This window comes from Micromonospora sp. NPDC050495 (genome assembly GCF_040655175.1).
In the GTDB taxonomy this organism is placed as follows: domain Bacteria; phylum Actinomycetota; class Actinomycetes; order Mycobacteriales; family Micromonosporaceae; genus Micromonospora.
In genome coordinates, this window is sequence record NZ_JBFAJK010000026.1 from 74,465 (window position 1) to 96,990 (window position 22,526).

Consider the following 22,526-nt stretch of genomic DNA (forward strand, 5'->3'; position numbering starts at 1 on the left):
AGGTACGACGGATGAGCGGGGGCACGGGGATGAGCGCTGAGGCCACGGAGGCGCAACAGGAGAAACTCGTCCGGTATCTGAAGCGGGTCGCCGTCGACCTCAACGAGACCCGGGCGCGGCTGCGCGAGCTCGAGGACCGGGCCAGTGAACCGCTCGCCGTCGTCGGCATGAGCTGCCGGTACCCCGGCGGCATCAGTTCCCCGGACGAGCTGTGGCGGTTCGTGGCCGAGGAACGCGACGCGAGCACCGACTTCCCGGTGGACCGCGGCTGGGACGTCGAGCGCCTCTACGACGCCGACCCGGACCACCCCGGCACCTCGTACACCCGGCGGGGTGGCTTCCTGGACCGGGTCGGCGAGTTCGACGCCGACTTCTTCGGCATCAGCCCCCGCGAGGCGCTCGCCATGGATCCCCAGCAGCGGCTGCTGCTGGAGGTGGCCTGGGAGGCGTTCGAGGACGCCGGCCTCGACGTGACCGCGCTGCGCGGCTCCGACACCGGCGTCTTCTGCGGGGTGATGTACCAGGACTACGGCTTCGTGGCCGGGCAGAGCGACCGGCGCCCGGAGATCGAGGGCTACCTGAGCACGGCCTCGGCCGGCAGCGTCGCCTCCGGGCGGATCGCCTACACGTTCGGCTTCGAGGGCCCGGCGATCAGCGTCGACACCGCCTGCTCGTCGTCGCTGGTGGCGATGCACCTGGCCGGCCGGGCGCTGCGCGCCCACGAGTGCTCGCTCGCCCTGGTGGGCGGCGTCACCGTGCTCGCCCGCCCGGACCTCTTCGTCGAGTTCAGCCGGCAGCGGGGGGTCGCCCCGGACGGCCGGTGCAAGGCGTACGCGCAGGCCGCCGATGGCGTCGGGTGGGCCGAGGGGGTCGGTCTGCTGCTGCTCGAGCGGCTCTCCGACGCCCGCCGCAACGGCCACCGGGTGCTCGGCGTGATCCGGGGCAGCGCGGTCAACCAGGACGGCGCCAGCAACGGCCTGACCGCGCCGAACGGCGCCGCCCAGGAGCGGGTGATCCGCCAGGCGCTCGCCGACGCGGGCCTGGGCCCGGCCGACGTCGACGTGGTCGAGGGGCACGGCACGGGTACCACGCTCGGCGACCCGATCGAGGCGCAGGCGCTGCTCGCCACGTACGGGCGGGAGCGGGAGCACGGCCCGCTGCGGCTCGGCTCGGTGAAATCCAACCTCGGTCACACCCAGGCCGCCGCCGGCGTCGCCGGGGTGATCAAGATGATCCAGGCGATGCGGTACGGCACGCTGCCGCGCACCCTGCACGTGGACGCCCCCTCGTCGCACGTGCGCTGGGACGAGGACGCGGTACGGCTGCTGGTCGAGGCCGAGCCGTGGACCGGTGGCGGGCGTACCCGACGCGCCGGGGTCTCGTCGTTCGGCGTCAGCGGCACCAACGCCCACGTCATCATGGAGGAGCCGCCGGCGCCCGAGCCGGCTGCCGGCGGGGACGGCGGGCCGGTCCCGCCGGCCGGCGCGCCGACCGCCGTCCCGGTGCTCGTCTCGGCGCGCAGCGAGGCGGGCCTGCGGGCCCAGGCCGGCCGCCTGCACGCCCGGTTGACCGCCGATCCCGACCTCACCCTGGCCGACGTCGGGTACGCCTCGGCGACCGGTCGGGCGCACCTGGAGTGGCGGTCGGCGGTCGTCGCCGCCGACCGGGACACCCTGGCGGCGGGCCTCGCCGCCCTGGCCGCGGGCGAGCCGGACCCGGCGGTGTGCCACGTCGGCCCGACCGCGAGCCGGGTCGTTCTCGTCTTTCCCGGTCAGGGCTCGCAGTGGGAGCGGATGGCGGTCGAACTGCTCGACTCCTCCCCGGTCTTCGCCGCCGAGATCGACGCGTGCGGCACCGCGCTGTCGAAGTACGTGCCGTGGCAGGTGGCGGACGTGCTGCGCGGGCGGCCCGGCGCGCCGTCGCTGGACCGGGTCGACGTGGTGCAGCCCGCGCTGTTCGCGGTGATGGTCTCCCTGGCCCGGCTGTGGCAGGCGCACGGGGTCCGGCCGATCGCCGTGGTGGGCCACTCGCAGGGTGAGATCGCCGCCGCGTACATCGCCGGCGGGCTCTCCCTCGACGACGCCGCCCGGGTGGTCGCGCTGCGCAGCCGCGCGGTCGGCGACCGGCTCGCCGGCCTCGGCGGCATGGTCTCCGTGGCCCTCGACGCCGAGCAGGTCGAGGCGCGGCTCGCCCGGTACGACGGCCAACTCTCCGTCGCCGCCGTCAACAGTCCCCGCACGACGGTGGTGGCCGGCGACCCGGCCGTCCTCGACGAGCTGATGCGGGACTGCGAGCAGGACGGCATCCGGGCCCGGCGGATCCCGGTGGACTACGCGTCGCACTCCGCCTCGGTCGAGGCGATCGAGGAGGAGATCGGTCGGGATCTGGCGCCGATCGCGCCGCGCTCGGGTGAGATCCCGTTCTACTCGACCACCGCGGGCACCTTCCTCGACACCGCCCGGCTCGACGCCGGCTACTGGTACCGCAACCTGCGCGGCCGGGTCGACTTCGCGCCGGCGGTGCGCGCCCTGGTGGAGTACGGGGCCACCTGCTTCGTCGAGGTCTCCGCCCACCCGGTGCTGACCATGGCGGTGGAGGAGACCGTCGCGACCGTGGACCCGGCCGAGCCGGTGCGGGTCGTCGGATCCCTGCGGCGGGACCAGGGCGGACCGGCCAGGTTCGCCGCCGCCCTGGCGGAGGCCCACCTGGCCGGCGTAGCGATCGACTGGGCGGCCTTCCACGCCGGAACCAATGCGGTCCGGGTGGCGCTGCCCACCTACGCGTTCCAACGGCAGCGCTACTGGCTCACCCCGGGCGTCCGGGCCGCCGACCCGGGCGCGGCCGGGCTGAGCCGCGTCGAGCATCCGGTGCTCACCGCGGCCATCCAACTCGGTGACCGGGACGAGTGGCTGTTCACCGGGCACCTCTCCGCCGACGGCCAGCCGTGGATCCGCGACCACGCGATCGTCGGCACGCTGGTCGTGCCGGGCGCGGCGCTGGTCGAACTGGCGCACACCGCCGGGCGCCGGGTCGACCGCCCCGTCGTCGACGAACTGGTGCTCGAGGCCCCGCTCGTCCTCCCGACGGACACCGTCCGGCAGGTGCAGGTCACCGTGGGCCGGCCGGGGCAGGACGGCCGGCGCGCGGTCGAGATCTTCTCGGCGGAGGACACCGACGGCGACGCGGAACGCCGGGTCACCTGCCACGCGCGCGGCTGGCTGGCCGCCGAGACCGAACCGACCGCGGCCCTCCCGGCCGCCTGGCCGCCGCCCGGTGCGCAACCGGTCCCGGTCGACGCGCTCTATCCGCGGCTGGCCGGGGCCGGCTACGAGTACGGCCCGCTCTTCCAGGGCCTGCGCGCCGCCTGGCGGGACGCCGCGCACGTCTACACCGAGGTGGTGCTCGACGACGAGGCGGCCGCCGAGGGCTACGCCGTGCACCCGGCGCTGCTCGACGCGCTGCTGCACGGCGCGCTGCTCGACAAGGGCGCCGACGCCCCCGTCGAGCTGCCCTTCTCCTGGTCCGGGGTGAGCCTCGGACCCGGCCGGGGACCGGTGGCGCGGGTACAAATCTCCCCGGCCGGGCCGTCCGCGCTGGGCATCGCGGCCGTCGACGAGAGCGGCACGCCGATCCTGTCGGTCCGGGCCATGGCGTCCCGGCCGGTCGACCCGGCCCGGCTGGCCGCCGCGTCGGGCGCGCCGGCCGGCGACGGCCTCTACGAACTGCGCTGGCTGCCGGCGCCCGCCGAGGTCGGGACCGGTCCCGGCGACGCCGCCGACGTGCTGCGGGTCGAGCCGGGCGGTGACCCGCGCGCCCGGGTGGGCGAGGTGCTGGCCGCGGTGCAGCAGGCGCTGGCCGTCGACCGGTCCCTGACGGTGGTGACCAGCGGGGCCCGCGGTGCCGACCCGGCGAGCGCCGCCGTCTGGGGGTTCGTCCGGTCCGCGCAGCTTGAGCACCCGGGCCGGTTCACGCTGGTCGACACCGACACCGACACCGACACCGACACCGACACCGGAAGTGACGCCGACGCCGGCCGCGACGCTGACGCCGACGCCGACGCCGACCGCGAGGCTGGCGCGGACGCCGGCATCGGCGCGGGCGTCGGGAGTGCGGTGGCGCGGGCGGTGGCCAGCGGCGAGCCGCAGGTCGCCTTGGCCGATGGGGTGCCGCTGGTGCCGCGCCTGGTGCCGGTGCCGCCGCCCACGGGCAGCCGCTGGTCCACCTCCGGCACCGTGCTGATCACCGGCGCGTCCGGGGCGCTGGGCCGCCTGCTGGCCCGGCACCTGGCCACCGAGTACGGGGTGCGGCGGCTGCTGCTGCTCAGTCGCAGCGGCACCGCCGACGTGGGGGAGCTGCCCGCGGAGATCGTCCGGGTGCGCTGCGACGTCGCTGACCGGGAGGCGTTGGCGGCGGTGCTGGCGGAGCACCCGGTGTCGGCGGTGTTCCACGCCGCGGGGGTGCTGCACGACGGGGTGGTGGCCGCGTCGACCGCCGCGCAACTGGACCTGGTGATGCGCCCCAAGGTGGACGGGGCCCGGTGGCTGGACGAACTGACCCGGGAACACGCGCTCGACGCGTTCGTGCTCTTCTCCTCGGCGGCCGGCGTGGTCGGATCGGCCGGGCAGGCGAACTACGCGGCGGCGAACGGGTTCCTCGACGGGCTGGCCGTGGCCCGCCGCGCCGCGGGCCGGCCGGCGGTGTCGCTGGCCTGGGGACTGTGGGACGCCGACAGCGCGATGACCGCGCACGTGGGCCGGACCGAGCTGGCCCGCCTGTCGCGCGCCGGGTTGGCGGCGATGAGCCCGCAGCAGGGGCTGGCCCTGCTGGACCGGGCCCTGGCGACCGACCGGTCCGTGCTGGTGCCCGCCCTGCTGGACCTGGCGGCGCTACGGGCTCGCGCCGCCCAGGGAACCCTGCCGCCGATCTTCGCTGAGCTGGTGCGTACCCCGGCGCGGCGCGCGACGGGTGGCGCGGCCGGCGGCGGCTCGGCGTGGCTGCGGCGGACGGCCGCGCTGGACGGGGCGGGCCGCCGGGCCGCGCTGCTCGAGCTGGTCACCGGCCAGGCGGCGCTGGTGCTCGGGCACGCCGGCGCGGGCACGGTCGACGCCGGGCGCGCGTTCAAGGACCTCGGCTTCGACTCGCTGACCGGTCTGGAGCTGCGGCAACGCCTGCAACAGGTGACCGGCCTGAAGCTGCCCGCCACGCTCGTTTTCGACTACCCGGGCCCGCAGGCGCTGGCGGACCACCTGGACGCCCTGGTCGTCGGCGCTCCCGCCGAGGCGCCGGGCGCCGCGCCCGCCACGGCCACGGACGACGACCCGGTCGCCGTGGTGGGGATGGCTTGCCGGCTGCCGGGCGGCGTGGACTCCCCGGAGGCGCTGTGGCGGCTGGTCGCCGACGGGGTGGACGCCACCTCGGAGTTCCCGACCGACCGCGGCTGGGACCTCGCCTCCCTGTACGACCCGGACCCGGACCACGCGGGGACCAGCTACGCGCGTCGGGGCGCCTTCGTCGACGGGGTGGGTGAGTTCGACGCCGCCTTCTTCGGGATCAGCCCCCGGGAGGCCACGGCCATGAACCCGCAGCAGCGGCTGGTGCTGGAGACGTCCTGGCAGGCGATCGAGAGCGCCGGCATCGACCCGGCCGGTCTGCGCGGTGAGCCGGTCGGCGTCTTCGTCGGCGCCATGCCGACGGAGTACGGGCCGCCGATGCACGAGCTGGTGGAGGAGCTGGACGGGTTCCGGCTCAGCGGCAACGCGACCAGTGTGGCGTCCGGGCGGGTCGCGTACACGCTGGGCCTGGAGGGGCCGGCGCTGACCGTGGACACCGCCTGCTCGTCGTCGCTGGTGGCGCTGCACCTGGCCGCCCAGGCGCTGCGCCGGGGCGAGTGCACGCTCGCGCTGGCCGGCGGCGTGACGGTGATGTCCACCCCGGCGACGTTCGTCGAGTTCTCCCGGCAGCGGGCGATGTCGCCGGACGGCCGGTGCAAGGCGTTCTCCGCCGACGCCGACGGCGCCGGCTGGGCCGAGGGCGCCGGCATGCTCGTGGTGGAACGGCTCTCCGACGCCCGCCGCCACGGGCACCCGGTCCTCGCCGTGGTGCGGGGCAGCGCGGTGAACCAGGACGGTGCGTCGAACGGGTTGACGGCGCCGAACGGTCCGTCGCAGCAGCGGGTGATCCGGCAGGCGTTGGCCTCGGCCGGGTTGGTCGGTGCGGACGTGGACGTGGTGGAGGGGCACGGTACGGGTACCACGTTGGGTGATCCGATCGAGGCGCAGGCGTTGTTGGCGACGTACGGTCAGGATCGGTCGGCGCAGCGTCCGGTGTGGTTGGGGTCGTTGAAGTCGAACATCGGGCACGCCCAGGCCGCCGCCGGGGTGCTCGGGGTCATCAAGATGGTGCTGGCGATGCGGCACGGGCTGCTGCCCCGCACCCTGCACGTCGACGAACCCTCCCGCCAGGTCGACTGGACGTCCGGCGCGCTCGAGCTGCTCCGCGACCAGCGTCCCTGGCCGGAGACCGAGCGGCCCCGCCGGGCGGCTGTCTCCGCCTTCGGCATCAGCGGCACCAACGCGCACGTCATCCTCGAACAGCCGCCCACCGACGAGCCGCCGCGGCCGGAGCCGGCCGGCCCGCCCGTGCCGTGGGTGCTCTCCGCCAAATCCGCCGCCGGCCTGCGGGACCAGGCGACCCGGCTGCTCGGCCAGCTGGCGGCGGACGACGCGCCGCCGGCGCGCGACGTCGCGTACACCCTGCTCGCCGGCCGCTCGGCGATGGCACACCGGGCCGTGCTCCTCGGCGACGGCCACGACGCGCTGCTGGACGGGCTCACCGCGCTGGCCGACGGCCGGGAGAGCGGCGCCGTGGTCACCGGCGTGGCCCGGCCCGAACGCGGCCGGCTGGCCCTGCTCTTCTCCGGGCAGGGCGCGCAGCGCGCCGCCATGGGCCGGGAGCTGTACGACCAGCACCCCGCCTTCGCGGCCGGCTTCGACGCGGCGTGCGGACTCCTCGACGCCCGGCTCGCCGGCCACGCCGAGCACCCGCTGCGTGACGTGGTCTTCGCGCCCGCCGGTTCCGAGCCGGCCCGCCTGCTGCCGCAGAGCATGTACACGCAGGCCGCCCTGTTCGCCGTGGAGGTCGGGCTGCTGGAGGTGGTACGGGCGGCCGGGCTCGCCCCCGACTACGTGACCGGCCACTCGCTGGGCGAGATCACCGCCGCGTACGCCGCGGGGGTGTTCTCCCTGCCGGACGCCTGTGCGCTGGTCGCGGCCCGTGGCCGGCTCATGCAGGCGCTGCCGGCCACCGGGGCGATGGCCGCGATCGCCCTGTCCGAGCAGGAGATCCGGGCGCACCTGGACCACGTCGAGGGGGTCGAGCTGGCCGCGGTGAACGGTCCGCGGTCGGTGGTGGTCTCCGGTGACGAGGCGCCGGTGCTCGCGCTCGCCGAGTCGGTGCGCGCGGCGGGGCACGGTGTCCGGCGGCTGGACGTCTCGCACGCCTTCCACTCCCGGCACATGGAGCCGATGCTCGCCGAGTTCGCCGCGGAGCTGGCCGCCATCTCCGCGAAGCAGCCCCGCATCCCGGTCATCTCGAACGTGACCGGCGCCCCGGCCGACCCGGAGCGGATCCGCACCGCCGGGTACTGGGTGGACCACGTGCGCCGTACCGTGCGGTTCGCCGCCGGGGTCCGGGCGTTGCGGGACCTCGGCGTCACCACCTTCGTCGAACTGGGCCCGGGTGCCGTGCTCACCCCGATGGTCCACGAGACCCTCGACGACCAGGACGGACCCGGCGGGGCGCTGGCCATCGCGGCGCTGACCCGGGGCCAGCCGGAGCCGTTGGCCCTGCGCCGCTCGCTCGCCCAGCTCTTCGTCGCCGGCGTACCGGTGTCCTGGGAACGCGACCTGGCCGGCGCGCGCCGGGTGACCCTGCCCGGCTACCCGTTCCAGCGCCGGCGCTACTGGCTGAACGCGACCGGGCCAGGGCAGGGGATGAACGCGGCCGGGTTGAGCAACGCCCGGCACCCGCTGCTCGGGGCGGCCGTGTCGCTGGCCGGCGGCCGGTCGGGCGCGCTGCTCACCGGGCGGGTGGCGCCCGGCGCGCACGCCTGGCTCGCCGACCACGCGGTCCGGGGCACGACGCTGCTGCCCGGCACCGCGCTGCTGGAACTGGCCCTGCGCGCGGCCGACCAGGTCGGGTGCGCGGTGGTGGAGGAGCTGACCCTGGAGGCGCCGCTGCCGCTGACCGCGACCGCCCCGGTGTTCCTCCAGGTCGTGGTGGGCCCGGCGGACCCGGCCGGTCGGCGTACGGTCGAGGTGTACTCGGCGTCCACCCCGGACGGCGCGGACACCGCGGCGATCCGGCACGCCACCGGCACGGTGGCCCCCGCCGTCGACGCCCCGGTATCGGACGGCGCGGCCGACTGGCCCCCGGCCGGCGCGGAGCCGGTGCCGGTGGGCGACCTCTACGACGACCTCGCCGAGCGCGGCTACGACTACGGGCCGGCGTTCCGGGGCGTCCAGGCGGCCTGGCGGGCCGGCGCGGAGGTCTACGCCGAGGTCGGCCTCCCCGTCGAGCCGGAGAGTTTCGGCATCCACCCCGCCCTGCTGGACGCCGCCCTGCACGCGATGCACCTGGCCGACCCGCCGGTCGCCGGCAGCGACGGCGGGCAGCAGGTGCTGCCCTTCTCGTGGACCGGCGTGACCCTGGCCGCCACGGGCGCCACCGCGCTGCGGGTCCGGCTCGCCCCGGCGGGCGAGCGCGCCGTCTCGGTCACCGCCGTCGACCGCGCCGGGCGGCTCGTGCTGCGGGCGGAGTCCCTGGCGCTGCGCCCGTTCGCCGGGATCGCGCAGCCCCGCGCCGACACCGACCTGCGGCTGCACTGGCGGCCGGTCCCGGCGGCGCGGGACGCCGGCGCCGCCGCGCCGGCCACCGTGCACGTCGAACCCGACGGCGACGTGCACGCCACCCTGGCCGGTGTCCTCGCCCGCGTGCAGCGGTTCCTCGCCGACGCCGGGCCGCGGGACCGGCTCGCGGTGGTCACCCGGGGTGCACTCACCGACGTCCCCGACCCGGCCAGCGCCGCGGTCTGGGGCCTGATCCGGTCGGCCCAGACCGAACACCCGGACCGGCTGCTGCTGGTGGACCTCGACGAGCCCTCGGACGCGGCGCTCGCGGTGGCGGTCGGCACCGGCGAGCCGCAGGTCGCGGTCCGGGCCGGCCGGGCGTACGTGCCGCGGCTCGCCCGGGTCGCCCCACCCGCCGAGGCGGCGTCGGAACCCGCCGAGGTGGCACCGGAACCCGCCGGCCGGACCCTCGACGACGGGGAGGTGCGCGTGTCGCTGCGCGCCCGCCGGCTGGCCGCCGAGGACCGGGCCGCCGGGGTGGTGACCGAGGTCGGGCCGGCCGTCACCGGCATCGCCGTGGGCGACCGGGTCACCGGGTCGTTCCCCGACGGGCCGGTGACCGAGGCGCGGCTGCTCGCCCCGGTCCCGACCGGGTGGAGCTTCGCCGAGGCAGTCGCCGCCGACCCGGCGACCCCGGACCCGACGGTGACACCCCCGCCCCGGGTACGCGCGTTCGACGCCCGGCAGCGGGCCGAGGCGCACCGCTACCTGGCCGAGGCGACGGACCCGGCCACGGTGGTGCTGACCCTGCCGCGCCCGCTCGACCCGGCCGGCACCGTGCTGGTCACCGGCGCCAGCGGCACCCTCGCCGCGCTGGTGGTGCGGCGGCTCGTCGAGGAGCACGGGGTCCGGAACCTGCTGCTGCTGAGCCGCCGGCAGCCCCGCGCCGTCGACCTGCCGCCGGACGTCCGGGTCCAGGCGCTCGCCTGCGACGTGGCCGACCGGGAGCAGGTGGCACGCGCCCTCGCGGCGGTGCCCGACGAGCACCCGCTGACCGCGGTGATCCACACCGCCGGGGTGCTGGACGACGGCGTTCTCGACGCGCTGAGCACCGAGCGGCTGGCCGCCGTGCTGCGACCCAAGGCGGACGCGGTGAACCACCTGCACGAGCTGACCGCCGACGCCGACCTGGCCGCGTTCGTGCTCTTCTCGTCGGCCGCCGGGCTGCTCGGCTCGGCCGGGCAGGCCAACTACGCGGCCGCCAACGCCTACCTGGACGCCTTCGCCGCGCGGCGGCACGCCGCCGGGCGTCCCGCCGTGGCCGTTGCCTGGGGCCTGTGGACGCAGGCCAGCGCCATGACGGCCGGCCTCGGCGAGGCCGACCGGAACCGGCTCACCCGCGCCGGGATCCGGCCCACCGGCACCGAGGAGGGGCTGCGCGCCTTCGACCGGGCCCTGCGCGGCCCGGACGCGCTGGTCGTCCCGCTCCGGGTCGACCGGGCCGCGCCGCCGGACGCCGCCGTACCGCCGCTCCTGGCCGAGCTGCTCGGGGCGCCCCGGCGGCGCGCCGCCGGGACGGCCGCGCCGGCCGAGGCGCCGCTGGCCACCCGGCTGTCCGGCCTGCCCGAGCAGGAGCGCCGGGACCTGCTGCTGGAGATCGTGCGCTCGGCGGTCGCGGCGGTCCTGGGCCACCCCGACCCGGCCGCGGTCCCCGCCGGGCTCGCCTTCCGCGATCTCGGCTTCGACTCGCTGACCGGCATCGAGCTGCGCAACCAGCTCGCCCAGCGGACCGGCCTGAAGCTGCCGGCCACCGCGGTCTTCGACCTGCCCAGTCCGGAGGCGCTCGCGGGGCACCTGTACGACCGGCTCGCGCCGCCCGCCGCCGCCCCGGGCTACCCGCACCTGCTCGGCGAGCTGGACCGGCTGCGGACCCGGCTGGCCTCGCTCGACCTCTCCGCCGACGAGCGGGCCGGGGTCGGCACCACGCTGCGCGGCATGGCCGCGTGGTGGGACGCCGGTGGGGTGCCCGCGCCCGCCGGGCCGGCGGTGGCCGCCCTCGAGACGGCCACCACCGCCGAGGTCCTCGACTTCATCACCGACAACCTCGGCATCTCGCTGACCGCCGACGACGCCCCCGCCAGCTGACCGGGCCACCTTCGGTCCGAACAAGAGGAGACGCATGTCCACCGAAGCGGAACTCGTCGCTTACCTCAAGCGCGTGGCCGGCGAACTGCACGTGGCCCGCACCAGCCTGGACACCCTGCAGCGCCAGCGGGACGAGCCGATCGCCATCGTCGGCATGAGCTGCCGGCTGCCCGGCGGCGCGGCCTCGCCCGACCAGCTCTGGGAGGTGGTGGCCGGGGCGGCGGACGTGATCGGCGACTTCCCCGCGGACCGCGGCTGGGACGTCGACGCCCTCTACCACCCCACCCCCGGCCAGCCGGGGCGCACCTACACCCGCTCGGGTGGGTTCCTGCCCGGCGCCGGCGACTTCGACCCCGCGTTCTTCGGCATCGCGCCGCGCGAGGCGCCGGCCATCGACCCGCAGCAGCGGCTCACCCTGGAAACCGCCTGGGAGGCGCTGGAGGACGCCGGGATCGACCCGCACACGCTCAAGGGCACCCCGGCCGGGGTCTTCACCGGTTCGCTGCACCACGACTACGGCGACGGCGGCAACGCGGCCAGCCTGATCTCCGGGCGGGTCGCGTACACGCTCGGCCTCGAAGGACCGGCGGTCACCGTGGACACCGCCTGCTCGTCGTCGCTGGTGGCGCTGCACCTGGCCGTCCGCTCGCTGCGCGCCCAGGAGTGCTCGCTGGCCCTGGTCGGCGGGGTCACCGTGATGGCGACGCCGGCGCCGTTCCTGGAGTTCTCCCGGCAGCGCGGCCTGGCCCCGGACGGCCGGTGCAAGGCGTACGCGGACGCCGCCGACGGCACCGGCTGGAGCGAGGGCGCGGGCATGCTCGTCCTGGCCCGGCTCTCCGACGCCCAGGAGCGCGGCTGGCGGGTCCGGGCGCTGGTGCGGGGCAGCGCGGTGAACCAGGACGGTGCGTCGAACGGGTTGACGGCGCCGAACGGTCCGTCGCAGCAGCGGGTGATCCGGCAGGCGTTGGCCTCGGCCGGGTTGGTCGGTGCGGACGTGGACGTGGTGGAGGGGCACGGTACGGGTACCACGTTGGGTGATCCGATCGAGGCGCAGGCGTTGTTGGCGACGTACGGTCAGGATCGGTCGGCGCAGCGTCCGGTGTGGTTGGGGTCGTTGAAGTCGAACATCGGGCACGCCCAGGCCGCCGCCGGGGTGCTCGGGGTCATCAAGATGGTGCTGGCGATGCGGCACGGGCTGCTGCCCCGCACCCTGCACGTCGACGAACCCTCCCGGCACGTGGACTGGACCGCCGGCGAGGTCCGGCTGCTGACCGAGAGCCGCGCCTGGCCGTCCGGGGACCGGCCCCGCCGGGCGGGTGTCTCCTCCTTCGGCTACAGCGGCACCAACGCGCACGTGATCATCGAGGAGCCCCCGGCGGGCGGCGCCGAACCGGCCGCCGCGCCGGCCGCGAACCCGGTCGCCTGGGTGCTCTCCGCGCGGACCGCCGACGGGGTACGCCGGCTGGCCGATCGGCTGCGCGAGCGGGTCGGCGAGGCCGCGGACCTGGACCCCCGGGACGTGGCGTACACGCTCGCGACGGGCCGGGCCCAGTGGGATCACCGGGCCGTGGTCGTGGGCCGGGACCGGGACGAGCTGGCCGGCCTGCTGGCCGACGTCGAGGTGGCCGAGCGGGCCGTACCGGGCGACGGTGCGGTGTTCGTGTTCCCCGGCCAGGGCGCGCAGTGGGCCGGGATGGGCCGTTCCCTGATGGACTCCTCGCCGGTGTTCGCCGCCCGGATGCGGGAGTGCGCCGCGGCGTTCGCGCCGCTCACCGACTGGTCCCTGCTCGACGTGATCACCGGCCGGGACGAGGAGTGGCTGAACCGGGTGGACGTGGTGCAGCCGGCCCTGTTCGCGGTGATGGTGTCGCTGGCCGAGGTGTGGCGGTCGGCCGGGGTGCGGCCGGTGGCGGTGGTGGGCCACTCGCAGGGCGAGATCGCGGCGGCCTGTGTGGCCGGCGCGTTGTCGCTGCCGGACGCGGCGCGGGTGGTGGTGCTGCGCAGCCGGGCGGTGGCCCGGTTGGCCGGGCGGGGCCGGATGGCGTCGGTGCTGGCCGAGCCGGCCGCGGTGGCGGACCGGTTGCCGGCGACGGTGGAGATCGCCGCGGTCAACGCGCCCGAGCAGGTGGTGGTCTCCGGCCCGGCCGACGAGGTGACCGCGTTCGTGGCCGCGTGCCACGCCGACGGGCTGCCGGCGCGGTTGGTCGCGGTGGACTACGCGTCGCACTCACCGCAGGTGGACGAGCTGGCCGACGAGGTGCTGGCGGCCCTGACCGGCATCGAGCCCCGGGCGGGGCAGGTGCCGTTGGTGTCGACGGTGACCGGGGAGGTCCTGGACACCGGCGCGATGGACGGCGCGTACTGGCTGCGGAACCTGCGGCGGACGGTCCGCTTCGACGCGGCGGTGGGCCACCTGCTCGCGGCCGGGCACCGGGTGTTCGTCGAGGTGAGCCCCCATCCCGTGCTGACCGGCGCGGTGACCCAGGTCGCCGAGGCGCAGCGCCGGCCGGTGACGGTGACCGGCACGCTGCGGCGCGGCGAGGACGAGCAGGTGTGCCTGCTGCGCGGCCTCGGCGCGGCGTACGCGGCCGGGATCCGGGTGGACTGGTCCACCTGGACGGCCGGCGGCCGGCTGGTCGACCTGCCCACCTACCCGTTCGAGCGGGCGCGCTACTGGCTGCCGGCGGGCACCGCGACCGCCGACGTCCGGGCCGCCGGCCTCGACCCGGTGCGGCACCCGCTGCTCGGCGCCGCCGTCCCGCTGGCCGGCGCGGACGGTGTGGTCTGCACCGGCCTGGTCTCCCGCGCCACCCATCCCTGGCTCGCCGACCACGTGGTGCTCGGCACGGCGCTGCTGCCCGGCGCCGCCTTCGTCGAACTGGCCGTCCGGGCCGGGACGGAGGCCGGCTGCCCCCAGGTGCGGGAGCTGATCCTGCACGAGCCGCTGCCCCTGCCCGAACAGGGCCAGCTGCGGTTGCAGGTGTCGGTCGGGCCGCTGGACGCCGACGGCCGCCGGATCGAGGTGTACTCCCGGGCCGACGGCACCGGCGACGACAACGACGCCGACGGCGACGAGGGCTGGCGGCACCACGCCAGCGGCCTGCTCGGCGAGGCCGAGCCGCCGGGCCCGCCGGACGACGCGCCCTGGCCACCCGCCGGCGCCCGGGTCGTGGACCTCGCCGAGCACTACCCGGCCATGGCCGACGCCGGGCTGGAGTACGGCCCCGCGTTCCAGGGCCTCGCCGAGCTGTGGGCCGCCGGCGACGACCGGTACGCCCGGATCACCCTCCCCGCCGAGCTGGCCGACGAGGCGGCCCGCTACGCGCTGCACCCGGCGCTGCTGGACGCCGCGCTCCAGGCGGCCGCCGCGGCCGCCGGGGTGCGCCGGGCGCTGCTGCCGTTCTCCTTCGGCGGCGTGTCGGTCTGGCAGCCCGGCCGCACCGACCTGCGGGTGCGGATCACCACCGACGGCGACACGTACGGCCTCGACCTCGCCGACCCGGACGGCCGACCGGTCGCCCGCATCGCCTCCCTGCTGGCCCGTCCGGCCAGCGCCGGCAACGAGGCGCTCTGCTCGGTCGGCTGGTCGGCGTACGCCGGCCCGGCCTCCCGGCCGATCGGGGAGCTGACCGTGCTGAGCACCGCCGACCACCCGGTCGACGGCGACCTGCCGCACCGCACCCGCACCCTGCTCACCGAGACGCTGCACGGGCTCCAGCGGTGGCTCGACGGTCCCGGCCCGGAAACCTCCCGGCTGGTCGTGCTGACCCGCGACGCCGTCCTCACCGGCAGCGGCACCGAACGGATCGATCCCGCCCAGGCCGCGGTCTGGGGTCTGGTGCGGGCCGCCCGCGCCGAGAACCCCGGCCGGATCATCCTGGTCGACGGCGCCCGGGACGCGGCGGACCCGCGGGTGCTCACCGCGGTGCGCGCCGGGCTGCCGGAGGCGGCCGTCCGGGACGGCCGCCTGCTCGTCCCGGCGCTGGCGCGGCACCCGGTGGACACCGGCGGCGCGGTCGCCGCGCTCGGCGCCGGCACCGTCCTGGTCACCGGCGGCACCGGTGGGCTCGGCGCGCTGGTCGCCCGGCACCTCGCGGGGCTGGGCGTGAAGCACCTGCTGCTGCTGTCCCGGCGCGGTCCGGCGGCCGACGGCGCGGACCGGCTCCGCGACGAGTTGGCCGGGCTCGGCGCCCAGGCGCGGGTGGTGGCCTGCGACGCGGCCGACCGGGACCAGCTCGAACGGGTGCTCGCCACGATTCCCGCCGAGCATCCGCTGACCGCCGTGGTGCACGCGGCGGGCGTGCTCAGCGACGGCCTGGTGACCGCCATCGACGCCGAGCGGCTGGAGGCGGTGCTGCGCCCCAAGATCGACGGTGCCTGGCACCTGCACGAGCTGACCGCCGGCCTGCACCTGGACGCGTTCGTGCTGTTCTCCTCGGTGGCCGGCGTCCTCGGAGGGGCCGGCCAGGGCGGCTACGCCGCCGCCAACGCGTTCCTCGACGCCCTGGCCCAGCAGCGCCGGCAGGCCGGGCTGGCCGGCACCTCGCTGGCCTGGGGGCTGTGGGCCGAGGCGACCGGGATGACCGGCCACCTCACCGAGGAGGACGTGCGGCGCATCGGGCGCGGCGGCATCACCGCCCTGGACACGGCGGCCGGGCTGGCGCTGCTCGAGGCCGCGCTCGCCCGGTCGCTGGCCCGGCCGGCCGCCGTACCCGAGGCGCTGCTGCTGCCGCTGGCGGTGGACCTGCCCACCCTGCGCGCCACCGACCCCGACCTGCTGCCGCCCCTGCTGGCCACCGTGCTGCCGCGCCGGGCCCGCCCCGCCGCCGCGCCGGGTCCCGTCGGCCTGCACGACCGGGAGGAGGTGGTGGCCCGGATCCGGCAGCGCTTCGCCGGGGTGCTCGGCTTCGCCGTCGACCGGCTGGACACCGCGGCGCCGCTGGTCGGCCAGGGACTGGACTCGGCGATGGCCATGCAGACCCGGGGCCTCATCCAGGCCGACTTCGGCCGCTCGCTGCCGATCGCCATGATGTTCAACGGCGCCAGCGTGGAGAGCATCGCCGGCTACCTGATCGACGCCGCCGACGCGGCGACCGGGCAGGGCGACGACGGCACCCCGGCGGCGCCCCTCGACGAGACGGTGATCCGGCCGGCGACCCGGGACGTGGTCCGGCTGGTCCGCACCGAGCAGCGCGGCGTCCCGGCCGTCACGCACCACATCGGACTGGCCGTCCGCCTCGGCCCGACCGCCACCCCGGAACGGCTCACCGAGGTGCTCACCGCCCTGGCCGGCGCGCACGCCGCGCTGCGTACCGGGATCGTCGCGGACGCCGACGGGGGATACCGCCTGGAGGTACGCCCCGAGGCCGGCGCCGGGCTGGTGCGCTGGTCGCCGGTGCCCGCCGGGACCGACCCCCAGGACCGGCTGCGGGACCTGCTGGCCGCGCCGTTCGACCTGGCGGCGGCCCCGCTGTGGCGGTTCGAGCTGCTGGCCTACCCCGACGGCGGGCAGGTGCTGCTGGTCGGCGCCCACCACGCGGTGTCCGACCTGGCGTCCCTGCTGCTGATGGCGGCCCGGACCGGCGAGGCGCTGGCCGGCGCGCCGCTGCCGGCGGCCACGAACGCCGACCTCGACCTGCTGCTCCGGGCCCAGGCAGGGCTGCTCACGACGCCGTCGGACGACCGCGGCGGCACCGGGTTCGCCGGCTGCCGGCGGCTCGACCTGGAACTCGCGCGGCCCCGGCCCGCCACGCGCTCCTACCGCGCCGACAGCCACTTCGCCGAACTGCCCGCCGGCCTGGTGGAGCGGGTCGCCGAGCAGGCCGGCCGGCTCGGCGTCACGCCGGCCGCGTTCTGGCTGGGCTGTCTCACCGTGCTGCTGGCCCGGCTGCGCGACCGGGACCGGTTCGTCCTCGCCGTGCCGGTGGACACCCGGCTGCACGTGGAGGCGCCCGACGCGATCGGGTTCTTCGGGGTGCCCATCCCGTACGCCGCGCACGTGCCGCCCGGCACGCCGGTCGCCGAGGTGGTGCGGCGGACGGACCACCGGCTCAGCACCGTGCTGGAGCAGGGCATCAGCTTCTTCGACGCGATGTCGGCGCTGGTCGCGGAGGGCCTCCACCGGCCGGAGGCGCCGCTGGTCGAGGTGTACTTCAACTACCTGCCGCCGCAGCCGCCCGGCGCCGCCGACGTGGAGATCCTGCCCGCCGGCACCGGCCACTCCGACCTGGACCTGATGGTCACCGTGCTGCCCGGTCTGGGCCGGATCGGCCTCGACTACAACGTCGACATCCTCGACGAGGCCAGCTGCGCCCGGTTCGCCGCCGACTACCTGGCGGTGGTGGCCGAGGTCGTCGCCGACCCGCAGACGCTCACCACCGCGCCCGAGCCGGGACCGGCGGGCACGGTCGCGGTCGCCGCCACGTTCGCGCTGGGCAACCTCCCGGCGCTGCTCGGCCTCGCCCTCGACGGCGGCACCGAGCGGTACGCGGTCGCCGAGGCGCCGTACCACCAGGTGCTGGCCGCCCTGCACGACCCGTCCGGGGTGCTCGCCGCGCCGGGGACGGTCGCCGACCTGATCCTGCTGCGCGCCGCCGACCTGACCCGCTTCCAGCCGGCGAACGCCGACCTGGTCACCGAACTGGCCGGGGAGTACGCGGCGGCGCTGCGTACGCTCGCGGAGCGGGCCGGGATCCCGGTGCTCGTCGGCTTCCTGCCGGACCGCGTCGACGACGAGCGGCTGCGGCAGTGGCCGGAGCAGATCGCCGCGGAGCTGGCCGAGCAGCCGGGTGTCGCGGTGTTGCCGCCGTCCTGGTGGGCGGCCGGGTTCACCGCCGCCGAGATCTTCGACGACGACACCGACGCCATCGCCCACCTGCCGTTCCGGGAGGAGTTCCAGGCGCAGGTGGCGCTCTCGGCGGCCGAGGTGATCGGGTACGCCCGCCGCCCACCGCCGAAGGTGATCGTGGTGGACGGCGACGACACGGTGTGGGGCGGCATCGCCGGCGAGCTGGGGCCGGAGCACGTCGACCTCACCGGGCCGCGCGCGCTGCTGGCCCGCCGGCTGCTGCAGTGGCGGGCCGCGGGTGTGCTGCTGGCGCTGGTGTCCAACAACGACGAGGGCACCGTGCACGCCATCCTGGACCGCGCGGACAGCCTCCTCGGCCGGGAGCACTTCGCGGTCATCTCCGCGGCGTGGGACCCGAAGCCGGTGCGGATCGCCGCGATCGCCGATCGGCTGGGGCTGGGCCTGGACTCCTTCCTCTTCCTCGACGACAACCCGGTCGAGATCGCCGCGGTCCGGGCCGCCCTGCCCGAGGTGCTCTGCCTGACCTGTCCGCCCGCCGCCGAGCTGGCCGGCTTCGTGCGCCGGATCTGGCCGGTGGTGCCCCGGGCGGCCACCACCGAGGACGCCGTCCGCGCCGACTTCTACCGCCAGGAGCAGGCGCGCACCGAGGTCCGGGAACAGACCGGCTTCGCGGAGTTCCTGGCCCGGCTGCGACTGGAGCTGGACGTGGCGCCGGTGGACGAGCGGACCGCGGAGCGCACCATCCAGCTCAGCCGGCGTACCAACCAGTTCAACCTCCGGCCGCTGGCGCTGGACGCGGACATGCTGGCCCGGCTGCGCGGCGAGGGCGAGGTCTGGACCGCCGCCGCCCGGGACCGGTTCGGCGACTACGGGCAGATCGGGGTGCTCGTCGTGCGCCCCGACGGCGGCGTGCTCGACGTGGTGGCGTGGATGCTGAGCTGCCGGGTGCTCGGCCGCGGCGTGGAGGACCGGTTGCTGGCCTGGCTGGCCGACCGGGCGGAGGCGCTCGGCTGCCCGGCGGTGCGCCTCACCGCGGAGCACACGCCCCGCAACATTCCGGCCCGCCGGCTGGTCGCCCGCCTCGGCGGCGGCGACGTGGACGCCGAGCGGCTGCAGGTCACGGTGGATTTGACGCGACTCCGAGAGTTCCGGTCCTGGGACCTCGGGTCGACGAGCGCTGCGGAGGTAGGCAATGCCTGAGACGCACATCGGCACGAGCCGTAACCGGGACGTCGATCGACGGTCCGAGGGCGAGCTGATCGAGGCAGGCGGGGGGCGGAGGCAGGCGGCGGACCTGCTCGCGCGGTTCCGGCAGCCGGACGCCCCGGATGCCCCGGCCGCGCCGGCCCGGACCGGCACCGGTCCGCGCACCGTCGAGGAGGCCGCCGCGGTGATCGCGGCGACGGCGTCCCGGTTCCTGCGGGGCCGGCACACCGACCCGGAACTGGATCTGTTCGACGCGGGCCTGACCTCGGTCGACGCGGTGGAACTCGTCGCGGAACTGGCCCGGGAGGGCGGCGTGCGGCTGAGCCTCGACGACGTCTTCGCCGACGCCCGGCCCGGCCGGTTGGCGCGTCGCTGGGCCGAGAGCAGCGGGCTGCCGGACCTCGCACCACTGCCGGCGAACGGCACCGACCTGGTGCCCGATCCCGCCGGCGCGGTCGTCGCCGCGGAGCCGACCGGCGCGGACGACGACATCGAGATGATCCTCGCGGATCTCGCGTTGGCCGACCGGCTGCCCTGGTGCGACGCCCCGGAGCCGCGGGAGCCGACCCGGATCCTGCTCACCGGGGCCACCGGGTTCCTCGGCGGTCACCTGCTGCTGGACCTGTTGCGGCGCAGCGACGCGCACGTGGTCTGCCTGGTCCGGGCGGCCGACGAGGAGGCCGCCGAGAACCGCCTCGGCGCGGCGCTGAACCGGTTCTCGCTGCCCTGGTCGGCGGAGGTGCGGCGGCGGGTCACGGTGCTCGCCGGGGACATCCGGGAGCCCCGGCTCGGGCTGAGCGACGAGCGCTGGGCCGACCTGGCCGGCGGCGTGGACTCGATCGTGAACGTCGCCGCCGCGGTGGACTTCCTGCGCGGCTACCCCTCGTTGCGCCGTACCAACGTCATCGGCCCGTTGCGGCTGGCGGAGCTGGCGATGACCGGACCGCCCAAGCCGTTGCACCACGTCTCCTCGGTCGCCGTCTTCAACGAGCTGGGCATCGAGTCGATGGGAGAGGACGACCCGGTGGCGCACATCACCCGGCTCGTCGCCGGCTACGACAAGTCCAAGTGGGCGGGGGAGGCGGCCCTGCGCCGGGCCAGCGAGCACGGCCTGAAGGTGACGATCCTGCGCCCCGGCGCGATCGCCGGGCACACCCGTACCGGCGCCTACAACCCGCAGGACCTCAGCACCGGCTTCCTCACCGCCTTCTCGCGGTACCGCACCGTCCCGGCGTTCCGGGCGATGAACACCGCCCCGGTGGACTGGGTCAGCCGGATCGGCGCCGCGATCATCTGCAAGCCGGAGGCGTGGGGGCAGAACTACCACCTCACCGGCCGCCCCGACACCCTGCCGGAACTGCGCCGGGACATGAAGGTGGCCGGCATGAACGTCCGGGTCACCGGGTGGGAGCAGTGGCGGGCCGACATCCTCCGCCGGCAGGACGCCGATCCGCTGCCCGAGTTGGAGTTCGTCGCCCGGCTGCTGCGCAGCTCCACCGCCACCAAGCTCTGCGAGGGCCTGATGTTCGGGCCGCCGGCGACCGCCGAACGTACCGAGGCGTTCATCGCCCGGCACGACCTGCCCGAGCCGGCCCGCTACGACTCCCGGGCCCAACTGCGGACCATCGAGCGGATGGCCGGCGACGGCCGGGTCAAGCTCCCGGACCGCGACGACGCGCCGTACCTGTGGTTCACCGAGACCACCGAGGGGCGGATCGGCGGGGTGGACGACGTGGGGGAGAGCCGCTGCACCATGTCGCTGACGCTCTCCATCGCCAGCATGTACCAGGTGCTCCAGCACCGGCGCATCGACGTCAGCGGCACCGTGCGCTGCAACCGGCTGCACCCGCAGCCGCTCACCGTCCGGCAGGGCGAGATCTGGGTACGGCCGGACGAGGGGATCCCGCACCAGCACGGCACCGACCACCCGCTGCTGCGCTACCGCCTCGCCCTGGTCGACAACGACGGTCAGGAGTGGTGGCTGGAGGGCTGGAAGACCGCCCGCGCCCGCCGCGACCTGTGGCGGCAGTCCCGCACGTTGGAGATCACGGTGGGCCGGGCCGGCGAGCCGGCGAGCTTCGCCGGCGTCGTGCGGGTGCCGGCCGCCAGCTATGTACGCGAGCAGATCGACGGCATCCACGTCGACCCCCGGCTGTCCCCCCAGGAGCAGCGGCTGGCCAAGCTGACCTGGCTCGGCTGGTTCTTCGTCCAGATGGGCAAGGGGCTGGCGGAGCCGGGCATGCGGGCCGTGGCCGACCTGCTGGATCTGCGCCGCGACGCCATCGACCGGGACCGGGACATCCTGCGCCGCAAGATCCGCAAGCTGAGCAAGGACAGGAAGCGGTTGTCATGACACTCAGGCCCCTCCACGCCCGCCTCGACGCCGGCACCGTCGAGCAGATCCCGTTCGTCGCCTCCGACGGCACGGAACTCGGCCTGTGCCGGGTGGTGCCGCGCGGTGGCGACACCGACCGCCCGGTGGTGCTGCTGCTGCACGGGCTGACCGCCTCGGCCGACATGTTCGTGCTTCCGGAGACCCGCAACCTGGTCGAGGTGCTGCTCGACGCCGGGTACGAGCCGTGGCTGCTGGACTGGCGGGGAAGCTGCCGGCTGCCGCACAACGAACGGCGGGTCCGCTACTCCTTCGACGACGTGGCCCTCTACGACATCCCCGAGGCGGTGGCGGCGGTCCGGCAGCGGATCGACGACCGGCCACTGTCGATCGTCGCGCACTGCATGGGGGCGCTGTGCCTGTCGATGAGCATGGCGGCCGGTCTGGTGCCGGGGCTCAGCGCGGTGGTCGCGCAGGGCGTCTTCCTGACCCCGAAGATCTCCTGGCAGACCCGGGCCCGGCTGCACTTCGGCGGCGAGTTCCTCCGGTCGCGGTTCGCGAACTTCCCGGTCGACTTCAAGAAGGTGGGGATGTGGTCGCGCTATTCGCTCATCTTCGCCGAGGCGTCGATCGGCGCCGAGTGCAAGGACCCCACCTGCCACATCCTGCAGAACGACGCCTGGGGCGTCGGCGCGTCGCTCTTCGAGCACGACAACCTGCACGAGCGTACGCATGACCGGCTGGCCGAGCTGTTCGGCACCGTCCCGGTGTGGATCCTGCCGCACCTGCGCCGGGTCGAGCTGGCGCACAGCGTGGTCCGGTTCAGCACCGATGACGGGCGCTACGACCGCCTACCGGAGAACGCCCTCGACGAGGCCGGCCGCATCGACGCGCCGGTGCTGCTGATCTCCGGCAGCGACAACGGCTTCTGGCTGGACTCCAACAAGCTCTGCCACCAGGTCCTGTCGACGCGTTACCCGGAGCTGGACGTGCGGTACACCGAGGTGCCGGGTTACGGCCACGTCGATCCGATCATCGGCCGCAACGCCGCGCTCGACGTGTTCGGCTACATCGTCGACTTCCTCGACGAGTGCCATGTCAAGGCCGTACCGGGCCGGCCGGCGCGAGCCTGACCGGGCCGGCCGGGCCGACCCCCGCCGCCCCGGGCGGGGGATAGGAAGGGCGGCGG

Annotated in this window: 4 protein-coding genes; all 4 read left to right on the plus strand. The window is 76.2% G+C overall.

Annotated elements, in window-relative coordinates; all coding sequences use genetic code 11:
• Positions 1 to 11: 11 nt before the first annotated feature.
• Genes AB0I11_RS22990 through AB0I11_RS23005 form a run of 4 tightly spaced genes read left to right on the plus strand, consistent with a single transcriptional unit; the run spans position 12 to position 22,470 of the window.
• Positions 12 to 10,991, plus strand: a complete 10,980-nt coding sequence (locus AB0I11_RS22990) for an SDR family NAD(P)-dependent oxidoreductase (RefSeq protein WP_357323979.1) — start codon at positions 12 to 14, stop codon at positions 10,989 to 10,991.
• A 34-nt stretch (positions 10,992 to 11,025) separates the two neighbouring features.
• Positions 11,026 to 18,999 carry an HAD-IIIC family phosphatase gene (locus AB0I11_RS22995; RefSeq protein ID WP_357323982.1) on the plus strand — a complete coding sequence of 2,658 codons (7,974 nt, stop codon included), beginning with the start codon at positions 11,026 to 11,028 and terminating at the stop codon, positions 18,997 to 18,999.
• A complete protein-coding gene (locus AB0I11_RS23000) occupies positions 18,992 to 21,358 on the plus strand; it encodes a thioester reductase domain-containing protein (RefSeq protein WP_357323985.1) in 2,367 nt (788 codons plus the stop codon). The genes AB0I11_RS22995 and AB0I11_RS23000 overlap by 8 nt, the downstream gene beginning before the upstream one ends.
• Complete coding sequence (locus tag AB0I11_RS23005) at positions 21,355 to 22,470, plus strand: alpha/beta fold hydrolase (protein ID WP_357323988.1); 1,116 nt, start codon at positions 21,355 to 21,357, stop codon at positions 22,468 to 22,470. The genes AB0I11_RS23000 and AB0I11_RS23005 overlap by 4 nt, the downstream gene beginning before the upstream one ends.
• The last annotated feature ends 56 nt before the right edge of the window (positions 22,471 to 22,526 follow it).

Excerpts from the sequence above, each read along its gene's own strand:
- AB0I11_RS23000 (WP_357323985.1), top strand. The coding sequence starts at position 18,992 with ATGCCTGAGACGCACATCGGCACGAGCCGTAACCGGGACGTCGATCGA.
- AB0I11_RS23005 (WP_357323988.1), top strand. The coding sequence starts at position 21,355 with ATGACACTCAGGCCCCTCCACGCCCGCCTCGACGCCGGCACCGTCGAG.
- AB0I11_RS22990 (WP_357323979.1), top strand. The coding sequence starts at position 12 with ATGAGCGGGGGCACGGGGATGAGCGCTGAGGCCACGGAGGCGCAACAG.
- AB0I11_RS22995 (WP_357323982.1), top strand. The coding sequence starts at position 11,026 with ATGTCCACCGAAGCGGAACTCGTCGCTTACCTCAAGCGCGTGGCCGGC.